The organism is Enterobacter cloacae complex sp. 372C4, assembly GCF_050030615.1.
GTDB classification, from domain to species: domain Bacteria; phylum Pseudomonadota; class Gammaproteobacteria; order Enterobacterales; family Enterobacteriaceae; genus Enterobacter; species Enterobacter intestinihominis.
This window is the reverse complement of the sequence record NZ_JBLGUQ010000001.1, coordinates 2,014,292-2,026,636: the sequence shown is the minus strand read 5'-3', so window position 1 is coordinate 2,026,636 and position 12,345 is coordinate 2,014,292. Positions and strand designations below refer to the sequence as shown.

Sequence of the window (12,345 nt, the reverse complement as noted above, 5' to 3'; positions counted from 1 at the left end):
AACAGCCGAATTATGTGACCCACATCCGGTTAATTAGCGTCATAAGTAGTGGATATTGATGGTTGTCACACTTCTGTCTTTTATGAATGGAAACCGGTTTCCGTATCATGTCCAATCATCATCGCAATAACTTTTTACACTTTGAGGATGGTCGTCGATGTTCAAGATTATGCTGTGCTGCTCTGCCGGGATGTCCACCAGCCTGCTGGTCAGCAAAATGATCGATGTTGCAAAAGAACGGGGCTTGCCCGTGAAGATAGATGCGTATGGCGTATCCGAATTTGATACGCATTTTCCGCACTATCAGGTGGTGCTTCTCGGACCGCAAGTGAAATACATGTTAAAGACACTCTCAGACAAGGCAGCGACGCAAGGCATACCGGTGCAGCCCATCGACATGATGGACTATGGCATGCAGCGTGGCGATAAAGTACTGGACTATGCTCTGTCGCTCATCGAAGCGGCACACTAAAAGGTGTTCACATGAGTTCGTTATATCAATCCATGGTCGCGGTGATTGAACAGTCAATTACGCCGCTGGCCGCGAAGCTCGGTCAGCAAAAGTATGTGATTGCCATCCGCGACGGCTTTACCGCCGCGCTGCCGTTTATGATCATCGGCTCGTTTATGCTGGTGTTTATCTTCCCGCCGTTTTCGGCGGATACCACCAACAGCTTCGCCCGCGGCTGGCTGGATTTCTCCGAGACCTACCGCGAACAGCTGATGCTGCCCTTTAACCTCAGCATGGGCGTGATGACCTTCTTCATCTCGGTGGGGATTGGGGCGAGCCTGGGGCGTCAGTTTAACCTCGATCCGGTGATGTCCGGTCTGCTGGCCTTTATGGCCTTCCTGCTGGTCGCCGCGCCGTATGCCGACGGCAAAATTTCGACGCAGTATCTGTCGGGTCAGGGCATCTTCACTGCGCTTATCACCGCGATCTACTCCACCCGTGTGTACGCGTGGCTGAAGCAGAACAACGTCACCATCCGCCTGCCGAAAGAGGTGCCGACCGGCGTGGCGCGTTCGTTTGAGATCCTGATCCCGGTGATGGTGGTGATTGGTACCCTACATCCGCTGAACCTGTTCATTGAAGCGCAGACCGGGATGATCATCCCGCAGGCGATTATGCACCTGCTGGAGCCGCTGGTGTCCGCGTCTGACTCGCTGCCCGCGATTCTGCTCTCCGTTCTGCTGTGCCAGATCTTCTGGTTTGCCGGTATCCACGGGTCGCTGATTGTCACCGGCATCATGAACCCGTTCTGGATGGCGAACCTCTCTGCAAACCAGGCGGCGCTGGCGGCGGGCGCGGCGCTGCCGCACGTTTATCTGCAAGGTTTCTGGGATCACTACCTGCTGATTGGCGGCGTAGGCTCGACCCTGCCGCTGGCGTTCCTGCTGCTGCGCAGCCGCGCCACTCACCTGCGCACCATCGGCAAAATGGGCGTTGTGCCAAGCTTCTTTAACATCAACGAACCGATTCTGTTCGGCGCGCCGATCATCATGAACCCGATGCTGTTTATCCCGTTCGTGTTTGTTCCGCTGGTCAATGCCTGCCTGGCGTACGGCGCAACCAAACTCGGCTGGCTGGCCCAGGTGGTTTCGTTAACCCCGTGGACCACGCCCGCGCCGATTGGCGCCTCGTGGGCGGCGAACTGGGCGCTCAGCCCGGTGGTGATGTGCCTGGTCTGCATGGTGATGTCGGCGCTGATGTACCTGCCGTTCCTGCGCGCCTATGAGCGTACGCTCATCAAAAATGAAGAGCAGAAAGCCCAGGCAACCGTCGGCACCGCTGAAACAGTTAGCAATTAAGTCAAAGAGGAAGGGTCATGAAATACGCATTTCCCGATAACTTCTGGTGGGGCAGCGCAAGCTCCGCTCTCCAGACGGAAGGGACACGAGAGGGTGAAACCACGTGGGACTACTGGTTTTCCCGCGAGCCGAACCGTTTTCACAACGGCGTGGGACCGCAGCATACCTCCACGTTTTATCAGCACTGGAAAACGGACATTCAGCTGTTGAAGCAGCTGAACCACAACAGCTTTCGCACCTCGATTAGCTGGGCGCGCCTGATCCCCGACGGTATCGGTGAAGTGAACCCGGACGCGGTCGATTTTTATAATCAGGTCATTGATGAGCTGAATGAACAGGGCATCACGCCGTTTATCACCCTGTTCCATTTCGACATGCCGATGGCGATGCAGGAGATCGGCGGCTGGGAAAACCGTGACGTAGTGGACGCCTACGCCCGCTATGCGCAGATCTGCTTCGAGCTGTTTGGCGACCGCGTGCTGCACTGGTTTACCTTCAACGAGCCGATCGTGCCGGTGGAAGGCGGTTATCTGTACGATTTCCATTACCCGAACGTGGTGGATTTTCGTCGGGCGGCGACCGTGGCGTATCACACGGTGCTGGCCCATGCGAAGGCCGTTCAGGCTTACCGCGCCGGGCATTACGCGGGGGAGATCGGCATCGTGCTGAACCTGACGCCGTCATACCCGCGTTCGCAGAACCCGGCGGACGTGAAGGCGGCGCATATCGCGGATCTGATGTTTAACCGCAGCTTCCTCGACCCGGTGCTGCGCGGGGAGTATCCGGCCGACCTGGTGGCATTGCTGAAATCTTACGATCAGCTACCCGCCTGCAAGCCGGAAGACGGTTTCCTGATTGCGGAAGGGAAAATCGACCTGCTCGGCGTTAACTACTATCAGCCGCGTCGCGTGAAGTGTCGCGACAGCGCGGTGAACCCGCAGGCGCCGTTTATGCCGGAGTGGTTCTTTGATAGCTACGAGATGCCGGGCCGTAAGATGAACCCGTACCGCGGCTGGGAAATCTACGAGCCGGGTATTTACGATATTCTGGTTAACCTGCGCGACAATTACGGTAACCCCCGCTGTTTTATTTCTGAAAACGGGATGGGTGTCGAAAACGAGCAGCGCTTTATTGAAAACGGTCAGATAAACGATCGGTACCGCATCGAATTTATTTCTGAGCATTTAGCGTGGCTGCATAAAGGTATTAGCGAAGGCTGCAATTGTCTGGGCTACCATATGTGGACGTTTATTGATAACTGGTCGTGGTGCAATGCCTATAAAAACCGCTACGGTTTTATTCAGCTCGATTTGGAGACGCAGCAGCGCACCATTAAAAAAAGCGGAGAGTGGTTTGCCGCTACCGCCTTAAATAATTGCTTTGATAAAGAGTAAAAATGATGATCGCATTAGAAGAAGCCGTAATGGAAATTATCGTCAACGCCGGTCAGTCCCGCAGCCTGTGCTTCGAAGCGCTGCATGCGGCGCGCCAGGGCAACCTTGACGAAGCCAAAAGCCTGCTGCGTGAAGCCGATGGCTACGCGCGCCAGGCACACAAGATGCAGACCAAACTGATCGAGCAGGACGCGGGCGAAGCCCGCCAGCCGATGACCTTAATTATGGTGCACGCGCAGGATCATTTAATGAATTCGCTATTAGCGCGTGAATTATCTGAAGAGATTATTCATTTATATCAGAGATAGTCTATGGCGAAATAAATTAATGTAATACCTCTGTACCTAAAACTAGAAATCCACTTGTTCTGATGATAGCGACATATTCTGTCAGATCGGAGCGGGATGGTTATTGTCTGAATAAAATTAAACTATATTGAGATAACCATGAATACGATTAAAAAACTTCCATTAACCATGGCGGTTATCGCCGCGCTTTGTCCAATTTCCGTGCTCGCGCAAGAATTTACGCAGGAGCAAATCGACGCCATTGTGGCGAAAGCGGTGGATAAAGCCCTGGCCGAGCGTCAGGCGAAAATGGATGCGGCGGTCGCGAAAAAAGCGGACGTCATCACCGAGCCGCAGAGCGCAGCGCAATCCCCGGACATGGCGATTCCGTTTGGCATCAAATTTACCGGCTACGCCCGCTACGGCGCGCACTTCCAGGCCGCTGACCAGAAGTATGTGGCGGTGGACGGCTCCTACAACGGCGCGTCCGCGATTGGTCGTCTGGGTAACGAAGGCAACGGCGGGGAATTCCAGCTCTCCAAGGCCTTCAAGGGTGATAACGGCGCCATCTGGGACATCAACGTGATGATCGACCACTGGGCCGACGAAGTTAACCTCAAAAAAGCCTACGCCGGGGTGACCAACATTATGGCCTCCAACCCGAACGCCTACTTCTGGGCCGGTCGTGACTTCCACCAGCGTCCGCAGCAGGGCATCAACGATTACTTCTGGATGAACCACGATGGCCAGGGCGCCGGGGTGAAGAACTTCGACATCGGCGGTGTGCAGTTCGACGTGGCTGCCGTGGCGGCGGTGGAATCCTGTAGCCCGGAAGTGATGGAAGATGAATCCAACCCGTCGCGCATCACCTGTACCGGCGGCTCCGGCACGGGTGACAAGGGCAACTACGCTGCCACCTCAAAAATCCACGGCATGAAGCTCGGCCCGATCGACCTGGAGCTGTACGCCAACTACGGTTTTGACTCCAAAGCCGTTGAGAGCGACGAACGTCTGAACGCCTGGCAGGGCGGCGTGGTGCTGAGCCACACCAACGACAGCGGTGTGAACAAGGTGATCGCCCGCTACTCCGATAATTCGGACAACAGCGTGTTCAACAAAACCGAAGATCTGACCACGGTCTACGCCAGCTTCGAAGGGCTGTATAAATTCACCCAGGCCACGCAGGTGGAGTACATCCTCGCCTTCCACGACTATGACAACAGCCGTGATGACACCGACAACCGTAAGAACTACAACGCCATCGTGCGCCCGATGCACTGGTGGAACGACGTTCACTCCACCTGGCTGGAAGCGGGCTGGCAGCACGTAGATTACGACAACGGCGGCGACAACAAGGGCTGGAAGCTGACCCTGTCGCAGAACATGTCTATCGCCATGGGGCCGGAGTTCCGTCCGATGCTGCGCTTCTACGTGACCGGCGGCAAAGTGGACAACGAACGCACCGCGCGCGTGAACAACACCAAAGATGAGACGCTGGACGACTTCAACGTCGGCGCGATGTGGGAGGCGTGGTTCTAAGGTCAACAACATGCCGGGTGGCGCTACGCTTACCCGGCCTACGGTTTTCCCCCTCTCCCCGTGGGAGAGGGCCGGGGTGAGGGCATCAGGCCGCACACAACCATGCTATGCTGTTGGCCAATTAACGACAACATAACAGGGGAGAACATGGGTTCCACACGCAAAGGGATGCTCAACGTCCTGATCGCCGCCGTTTTATGGGGCAGTTCCGGGGTTTGCGCGCAGTACATCATGGAGAAAAGCCACATTTCTTCGCCTTACCTGACCATGGTTCGTCTGCTGTTTACCGGCGTGATCCTGCTGACGCTCTCCTTCGTTCACGGCGACAAGATTTTCTCGGTCATCAAAAACCGCAAAGACGCCCTCAGCCTGCTGTTTTTCTCACTGGTTGGCGCGCTCACCGTGCAGCTCACCTTCCTGCTGACGATTGAAAAATCCAACGCCGCTACGGCCACCGTGCTTCAGTTCCTGTCGCCAACCATCATAGTGGCGTGGTTCGCCCTGGCGCGGAAAACGCGTCCCGGCATATTTGTCTTATCCGCGATTTTGACATCGCTTGTGGGTACCTTCCTGCTGGTGACCCACGGCGATCCGACGTCGCTCTCCATCTCGCCTGCCGCACTGTTCTTCGGTATCGCCTCGGCGTTTGCCGCGGCGTTTTACACCACCTATCCATCAACGCTTATCGCCCGCTACGGCACGCTGCCGATTGTCGGCTGGAGTATGTTGATTGCGGGACTAATGCTGACGCCGTTCTACGCCGGACGCGGCACCACCTTCGCCATTGACGGCGGCCTGCTGCTGGCGTTTTTCTACCTGGTGGTGATTGGCACCGCGCTGACGTTCAGCCTGTATCTGAAGGGCGCGCAGATGATCGGCGGGCCGAAGGCAAGCATTTTGAGCTGCGCCGAACCCCTGAGCAGCGCGCTGCTGTCGGTGGTTTTGCTGGGGGTGGCATTCACCCTGCCGGACTGGCTGGGAACGCTGCTGATTGTGTCGTCGGTGGTGCTGATTTCGATGGATTCACGCAGAAGGGTTAAGGCATCGGCGTAAGCGAATGTCCCCTCACCCCGGCCCTCTCCCCAAAGGGGCGAGGGTGAAAAGACAGCACCGAGCAGTCCCCTCTCCCCTATGGGGAGAGGGTTAGGGTGAGGGGGAAAATTGACTACTTCGCCTTAACCTTCCCCGCCACCAGCAGCGCGGTCAGCAGCATCAGCGTACCGGAGATCACCAGCGGTGACGTCAGCCCCAGATGGTCGAGCGCTACGCCGCCCACCGCCGCGCCGCAGGTGTTCGCCAGCTGGATCACCGCCACCTGAATCGACCCGGCTTTTTCCGCCTGATCGGCAAGCGAGCGGGTGATCCACGTCGACCAGCCCACCGGCACCAGCGCAAAGGCAAAGCCCCAGACAATCGCAATCGCCGATGCGACCCACTTGTCGCTGCCCCACAGCACCAGCACCGCGGCACTGATCGCCAGCACCAGCGGCGCACCCGCCAGCGCCACCTTCAGGGAGCGCTTCAGGAACTGAGACGACAGTGAGGTGCCGACGAAGCTGGCGATACCGAAGCTCAGCAGCACCAGCGTCAGGCCATCCACGTCAAAGCCCGCCATGGTCATATACACCGGGCGAATATAGGTAAAGAAGGCAAACTGCCCGGCAAAGGCCATGAAGATGGCGGTCATCCCCGCCAGCACGCCCGGACGCTTGAGCAGCGCGAACATGTTCTGTTTGTGGTGCGCCGCTTCACCCGGCAGAGACGGTAGCGCTTTCCACACCCAGATAATGCACAGCACGCCCATCACTGCCGCCGCGTTAAAGACGTTACGCCAGCCGATAATCCCACCAAGGAAGCTGCCCAGCGGCGCGGCAATCACCAGCGCAATAGAGACCGCGCCGAAGATAACGGACAGCGCTTTTGGCACGGTGCGCGCGGGCACCAGGCGCATGGTCAGCGAGGCCGACATCGCCCAGAAGCCGCCTAACCCCAGCCCCAGGCAGGCGCGACCCAGCAGCAGCAGGGTGAAGCTTTCAGCGAAAGAGACCAGCAGGCAGGAGAGCGTCAGCAGCACGCTGAACAGAATGACCACTTTACGACGGTCAATGGTGCCAATCGCCTGGGTGATAAACAGGCTGGCGAACATCGCCACAAAGGCGGTGACGGTAACGGACTGCCCCGCCACGCCTTCGGAAATGCCCAGATCCTGCGCCATCGGCGTCAGCAGGCTGACCGGCAGAAACTCAACGGTGATCAGGCAGGCGACGCAAAATGCCACGGAGAAAACCGCCGACCAGTTGGGGCGAGACACCTCTTTGGCCTGCGGCGGAGTCGTGGGCTGGATATGTTCTGTCATGGCATCACCTGAGATAAAAACGTGCGGAAAAGTCGCGCAGTTTATCATCAAAAGTGTGACGAATTTAACGATTTGACAACTTTTGCCGTTTTTAAAGATTCGGAAGACAGATCGGCGGTCACTGATACCTTTTCAGCATAACGAAAATGAAAATTCAGTAACCACAATTGAGGTGAAACAATCATAGCGTCTGAAAAGGAGAAACTATGAAAACACGTACTTTATCTCAAAATCTTACCGTCAGTGCCGTCGGCTACGGTGCCATGGGTCTGAGTGAATTTTATGGCCAGACTAATGACAAAGCCTCACTACAGGTATTGCATAGCCTTATCGATCTAAATGTGACGTTTATTGATACCGCAAATTTATATGGTCGTGGTCATAATGAAAGACTGATTGGTCATTTTCTTGCCGGTCTGGATAAAAGCACTCGTGAGCAGTTTAAAATCGCCACGAAGTGCGGCATCGATCGCTCTCCTGACGAGTCCTACGCCCGCACTATCAACAATACGCCTGATTATATCATCCGCTGCTGTAATGAGTCCCTAAAGCGGCTTGGCGTGGAACGAATCGACCTCTTTTATCTTCACAGAGTGAGCAACGCAACCCCGATCGAAGAGAGTATGGATTGTCTGCGCACCCTTGTTAAAGAGGGCAAGATCAACCACATCGGCCTTTGCGAAGTGTCGGCTTCAACGCTGCAACGGGCTCATGCGGTGCATCCGGTCACCGCATTGCAAACAGAATATTCTCTGTGGACACGAGACATCGAGGAAAACATTTTGCCGGTCGTGAAAGCGCTAGGTATTGGCCTGGTGCCCTACTCACCTCTTGGCAGAGGCTTCCTGACGGGAAAATACCTGAACAACAACGATTTTGCAGAAGGTGATTTCCGCAAGAATAACGAACGATTTGTTCAGTCCAGCCTCGATCATAATCGCCAGTTGCTCGATATCATTACCCCACTGGCGACAAAGTACGGCTGTACCGCAGGTCAGATTGCGCTTGCCTGGCTGTTAGCACAATACGATCGGCTGGTTCCCATTCCGGGTACTAAGCACGTCAACTATCTGGCCGAAAACGCGCGCGCTGCCGATACTGTGCTTGAGAAGAGCGATATCGAATCGTTGAACAACCTTCATCGCCGGGTAGCGATTAAAGGCGATCGTTATTCTGCCGAGGGTATGAAGGGCGTGAATGCCTGATACAGCATCTTGAAAATAAAAAACCGGGTTTCCCCGGTTTTTTTATATTCACAGATACGCCGTTAGCGATAAACGCTCAACGCGACGCCTTCCCCGCCGCCAACGCACAGTGCGGCAACGCCACGCCTGGCATCATTACGGATCAGGGAATGAACCAGCGTCACCAAAATTCGGCAGCCAGATGCACCTATCGCATGCCCAAGCGCGATTGCCCCGCCGTATGGATTGATACGATCCGGAGAAATCCCGGTCTGCTGAATCACGGCCAGCGCCTGGGCGGCAAACGCTTCGTTGGATTCAAGATGATCGACATCCTCAGGCTTCCATCCCGAGCGGGAAAGACAGTCGGCAATGGCCTGAATCGGGGCTGCACCCATTAATGCCGGCTGGATACCGGAATTGGAAAATACGCCCAGCGATGCCAGAACCGGCAAGCCACGCGCTTCGGCAGTCTCACGCGTACAAAGCAGGACCGCAGCGGCACCGTCATTCAACGATGAAGCATTTCCCGCCGTCACCGTACCCTCTTTTCGGAAGACAGGCTTCAGTTTCGTCAATTTTTCGATACTGGTTGCACGGGGTCCTTCATCCCTCTCCACGCTTATCGTTTCACCTTTTCGCGTCTGCCACTCAACAGGGATAATTTCACGCTCGAAAATGCCACGCGCCTGCGCTTCAAGCGCATTGTGGTGAGAGACAAGGGCATATTCATCCTGCATTTCGCGGCTGATACCAAACTCCGTCGCAACATTCTCTGCGGTGATACCCATGTGATAATCGTTGAAGGCATCCCAGAGCCCGTCAGAAACCAGGCTATCTTTGAGAGTAATATTACCCAGCCGCGTTCCGCTACGCGACGTCGTGGCGATATGCGGCGCGTTGGACATACTCTCCTGGCCACCGGCGATAACAAACTCAGCTTCACCCGTCTTCAGCGCCTGCATGCCAAGATGGACCGCCTTAAGCCCGGACCCGCACACTTTGTTTACCGTCAGGCATTGCGTATCTACGGGCAATCCAGCATTCAGTGCCGACTGTCGGGCCGGGTTCTGGCCGCACCCCGCAGTAAGAACCTGTCCCATAATGACCTGAGAGATATGACTGGCTTCTACGCCAGATTCTTTCAGGAGCGCCTGAATGACGCGGCTTCCCAGGTCAGAGGCTGAATGCTCCGCAAGCGCGCCCTGAAATGCGCCCGTCGCCGTGCGGCGGGCTGCAATAATAACAATCTCGCTCATGCGTCACTTCCCTTCAGTCCTGGCAAGGTATGGCCCGTCGCGGCCATTGCCGCGCGGTATGCAGTAAGACCATTCATGCAGGCGGGAACGCCAGCATATACCGCCATCTGTATCACAATTTCAAGCAGCTCTTCCGGCGTCACGCCGGTATTGAGCGCGCCTCTCATATGCAGTTCTAGCTGCGGCATGGCATTACCCAGCGTCACAAGCGAGGCGACGGTCAACATTTCGCGCGTTTTGAGATCCAGTCCCGGACGACCCACCACATCCCCGAACGCATAGTCGGTAATCAGGGCGGGCAGCCCCGGGTCCAGCTCGCTCAGGCGGCGGGTGACTTTATCCGCGAGCCCCGCTTCAAGACGGTCCATAATCTCTCTGCCATAACGCGTGCGGTCATTAATTTGACTCATAAGATTTCTCCATACGGGATTGTTTTGCGGTCAACGTTGCCGGAATAACCGCGACAAGCAGAACGGACAGACCGATGGCCGTACCGGCGACGATATACAGGAGCGGCATTGAAAATGATGAAACCATCCAGGCACCGACTGACGCACCGATACCAATGGCGGTATTGAAAAACGAAACGTAGATTGCGGAGGCCGGGAAGGCTTTATCCTCTGCCATACGTAAAACCCACGTCTGGAAACCGACAAATATTCCTGATACGGCGACACCCCAGATAACCATACTTGTGAAGATCAACGCAGCAGAGAGCGAGGAACCAGACAGGCCCAGGAACAACAGCACTGCACAGATTAGCAGTACAGACAAAGAGACCGTCAGCTTGAGATACTTATCAATCAACACGCCGGTCAGGAAATTACCTGCAAGTCCCGCGATGCCGTAAACAAAAAGCACAGCAGGAATAATGGTGGTGGACAGTGAACTCTGCGTGTGTAGCCAGGGTTCAATGTACGTAAAGGCGGCAAAGTGAGCTGTCACAGCCAGCAAGGTTGCTGAGTAGATTTTCCATAATGTTGATGATTTCAGCACGCCTTTAAGCGCATCCAGCCCGAGCGCGCTTTTGCTGGTAATCCGGGGAACAAGAACGCTAATACCCACAAAGGCAATTACGCTCAGCGCGGCCATCAGCCAAAATGCCTGACGCCAGCCGAAGTGAATACCAATATAGTTGGATACCGGTACGCCAAAAACGCTTGCTGCGGAAACACCACCAAATACGATTGACGTCGCGGCCCCTATATATCTGGCAGGGACCATAGCCACCGCCGTCGCGCCGATCATCGCCCAGAATGCGCCGTGAGCGAGCGCACCCAGTACGCGGGCGCTAAGCAGCATGCTATAGACGTTTACCGTCGCAGCCATAACGTTAGAGACCAGAAGCACCACGGTGAGCACAAGTAAAAGCCGCTTTCTGGACACATTTCCTAAACAGACGGAGGCAAACAGCGCACTCAACGCCCCCACCCAAGCATAAAGCGACACGGTCATGCCCACCGCAGATTCCGAAGACTGTAGCCCCTCTGCGATTGGCGTTAATAATCCGACTGGCGCCAGTTCGGTGGTGACAATAGTAAAGGTTGAAATAGCCAGAATGAATAAAGCAAGCCATGACCTTAACGTCATATTTTGCGGAGAGAGTTCTGAAGTCATACTACTTACCTCAATAAGGATTTAAATAATGTGCCAATTTTTTTCAGTTGCATATCTGGTAAGCGCGGAATGCTTTCCCACACACACGGGATGGCCAGTGGCTTCAAGCATTGGAATATCCGAAAGATCGTCGCCGTAGGCATAACAATCCGCGGGGTTAATCTCTTTATCATCGCAAAAGGCTAAAAGCGCGTCTTTTTTACCTGTTCCAATTGTTTGAGGCAGGCCGATTTCACCCGTCAACTCACCTGCGTCATTTATTATCACCGGCGCACAGAGTACTTCCGTTACCCCAAGATATTTTGCAATAGGTGAAAGAATCGGAAGCATAGAGCCCGATATAAATACGGTATACATGTTCTGATTCTGATGTTTTTTAAGGGCTGAAACAGCACTCTCAGTAAAAAACTCGCTTTCCAGCTTACGCCTGAACCACTTCTCACCCATTTCTTCCAGATAACGACAAGACACACCTTTAAACTGGCGATAATATTCTCGGTTCAGAGTCTCCCTTAGCACACCGTTTTTTACGTCGGCGCGAAAACGAGACATATAGCGTTGAAGACGATCGTTTTGATTATTTTCCCTGCACCAGAAATCATAGAAATCAAACATGCTTTTAATATTTATAAGCGTTTCATCAACATCAAAAAAAGCGGCATGTTTACGCAAACTTTATTCCTCGTAGTTTTTTCTTCGACTCTTAACAGGAAAATCTTTATCCTTCCCAGACACGCCTGCATCCGCCCAGCGGGAAGGGGCAATTTCAGAAACCACCACGGAAATTTTATCGAGCGGCGCACCCGTATTTTTGTGAACGGCAAATGTAATATCTTCCTGGAGTCTGATGATTTGATTTTCATCTTTCGCAGGCCAGGTCATAACATGAACAAATGGCAT

13 protein-coding genes are annotated in these 12,345 nt (G+C 54.7%); 7 read left to right on the top strand and 6 right to left on the bottom strand.

Annotated features, from left to right (window positions below; all coding sequences use genetic code 11):
- The first annotated feature begins 157 nt into the window (after positions 1–157).
- From ACQG11_RS09745 to ACQG11_RS09720, 6 genes are all read left to right on the top strand, one after another.
- Positions 158–472 (top strand): PTS sugar transporter subunit IIB, encoded by a 315-nt coding sequence (locus ACQG11_RS09745; protein WP_058646772.1) that lies wholly within the window; start codon positions 158–160, stop codon positions 470–472.
- 11 nt (positions 473–483) lie between these two features.
- Positions 484–1,809 carry a PTS sugar transporter subunit IIC gene (locus ACQG11_RS09740; protein ID WP_022646565.1) on the top strand — a complete coding sequence of 442 codons (1,326 nt, stop codon included), beginning with the start codon at positions 484–486 and terminating at the stop codon, positions 1,807–1,809.
- Positions 1,810–1,826: 17 nt separating this feature from the next.
- On the top strand, positions 1,827–3,203 hold the full coding sequence (locus tag ACQG11_RS09735; protein ID WP_022646564.1) for a glycoside hydrolase family 1 protein: 1,377 nt from the start codon (positions 1,827–1,829) through the stop codon (positions 3,201–3,203).
- A 5-nt stretch (positions 3,204–3,208) separates the two neighbouring features.
- Entirely contained in the window at positions 3,209–3,511 is a 303-nt protein-coding gene (locus ACQG11_RS09730; RefSeq protein ID WP_014168006.1) for a PTS lactose/cellobiose transporter subunit IIA, read from the top strand.
- 138 nt (positions 3,512–3,649) lie between these two features.
- Positions 3,650–5,029, top strand: coding sequence for a carbohydrate porin (locus ACQG11_RS09725; RefSeq protein ID WP_426728337.1), 1,380 nt, complete (start codon positions 3,650–3,652; stop codon positions 5,027–5,029).
- A 147-nt stretch (positions 5,030–5,176) separates the two neighbouring features.
- On the top strand, positions 5,177–6,082 hold the full coding sequence (locus ACQG11_RS09720) for an EamA family transporter (RefSeq protein WP_023305152.1): 906 nt from the start codon (positions 5,177–5,179) through the stop codon (positions 6,080–6,082).
- Positions 6,083–6,194: 112 nt separating this feature from the next.
- Here ACQG11_RS09720 and nepI read toward each other — a convergent pair whose 3' ends face one another.
- The gene (gene nepI / locus ACQG11_RS09715; protein WP_023298972.1) at positions 6,195–7,385 is read right to left on the bottom strand and encodes a purine ribonucleoside efflux pump NepI; all 1,191 of its coding nucleotides are present in this window, start codon (positions 7,383–7,385) and stop codon (positions 6,195–6,197) included.
- A gap of 206 nt (positions 7,386–7,591) precedes the next feature.
- Between nepI and ACQG11_RS09710 the strand changes: the two genes are divergently transcribed.
- Positions 7,592–8,590 carry an aldo/keto reductase gene (locus ACQG11_RS09710; RefSeq protein WP_045308246.1) on the top strand — a complete coding sequence of 333 codons (999 nt, stop codon included), beginning with the start codon at positions 7,592–7,594 and terminating at the stop codon, positions 8,588–8,590.
- Between the two features lie 62 nt (positions 8,591–8,652).
- Here the strand turns inward: ACQG11_RS09710 and ACQG11_RS09705 are convergent, their stop codons facing one another.
- The 5 genes from ACQG11_RS09705 to ACQG11_RS09685 are packed head-to-tail and all read right to left on the bottom strand — an operon-like array spanning position 8,653 to position 12,345.
- Complete coding sequence (locus ACQG11_RS09705) at positions 8,653–9,828, bottom strand: acetyl-CoA C-acetyltransferase (protein ID WP_045308247.1); 1,176 nt, start codon at positions 9,826–9,828, stop codon at positions 8,653–8,655.
- Entirely contained in the window at positions 9,825–10,238 is a 414-nt protein-coding gene (locus tag ACQG11_RS09700) for a carboxymuconolactone decarboxylase family protein (RefSeq protein WP_028014973.1), read from the bottom strand. Before ACQG11_RS09700 ends, ACQG11_RS09705 begins: the two co-directional genes overlap by 4 nt.
- A complete protein-coding gene (locus ACQG11_RS09695) occupies positions 10,225–11,445 on the bottom strand; it encodes an MFS transporter (RefSeq protein WP_063148196.1) in 1,221 nt (406 codons plus the stop codon). Before ACQG11_RS09695 ends, ACQG11_RS09700 begins: the two co-directional genes overlap by 14 nt.
- Positions 11,446–11,466: 21 nt before the next feature.
- A complete protein-coding gene (locus tag ACQG11_RS09690) occupies positions 11,467–12,117 on the bottom strand; it encodes an HAD family hydrolase (RefSeq protein WP_426728336.1) in 651 nt (216 codons plus the stop codon).
- Positions 12,118–12,120: 3 nt separating this feature from the next.
- The gene (locus tag ACQG11_RS09685) at positions 12,121–12,345 is read right to left on the bottom strand and encodes a 2-hydroxymuconate tautomerase (protein ID WP_045308251.1); all 225 of its coding nucleotides are present in this window, start codon (positions 12,343–12,345) and stop codon (positions 12,121–12,123) included.

Excerpts from the sequence above, each read along its gene's own strand:
- ACQG11_RS09745 (WP_058646772.1), top strand. The coding sequence starts at position 158 with ATGTTCAAGATTATGCTGTGCTGCTCTGCCGGGATGTCCACCAGCCTG.
- ACQG11_RS09740 (WP_022646565.1), top strand. The coding sequence starts at position 484 with ATGAGTTCGTTATATCAATCCATGGTCGCGGTGATTGAACAGTCAATT.
- ACQG11_RS09735 (WP_022646564.1), top strand. The coding sequence starts at position 1,827 with ATGAAATACGCATTTCCCGATAACTTCTGGTGGGGCAGCGCAAGCTCC.
- ACQG11_RS09730 (WP_014168006.1), top strand. The coding sequence starts at position 3,209 with ATGATCGCATTAGAAGAAGCCGTAATGGAAATTATCGTCAACGCCGGT.
- ACQG11_RS09725 (WP_426728337.1), top strand. The coding sequence starts at position 3,650 with ATGAATACGATTAAAAAACTTCCATTAACCATGGCGGTTATCGCCGCG.
- ACQG11_RS09720 (WP_023305152.1), top strand. The coding sequence starts at position 5,177 with ATGGGTTCCACACGCAAAGGGATGCTCAACGTCCTGATCGCCGCCGTT.
- nepI (WP_023298972.1), bottom strand. The coding sequence starts at position 7,385 with ATGACAGAACATATCCAGCCCACGACTCCGCCGCAGGCCAAAGAGGTG.
- ACQG11_RS09710 (WP_045308246.1), top strand. The coding sequence starts at position 7,592 with ATGAAAACACGTACTTTATCTCAAAATCTTACCGTCAGTGCCGTCGGC.
- ACQG11_RS09705 (WP_045308247.1), bottom strand. The coding sequence starts at position 9,828 with ATGAGCGAGATTGTTATTATTGCAGCCCGCCGCACGGCGACGGGCGCA.
- ACQG11_RS09700 (WP_028014973.1), bottom strand. The coding sequence starts at position 10,238 with ATGAGTCAAATTAATGACCGCACGCGTTATGGCAGAGAGATTATGGAC.
- ACQG11_RS09695 (WP_063148196.1), bottom strand. The coding sequence starts at position 11,445 with ATGACTTCAGAACTCTCTCCGCAAAATATGACGTTAAGGTCATGGCTT.
- ACQG11_RS09685 (WP_045308251.1), bottom strand. The coding sequence starts at position 12,345 with ATGCCATTTGTTCATGTTATGACCTGGCCTGCGAAAGATGAAAATCAA.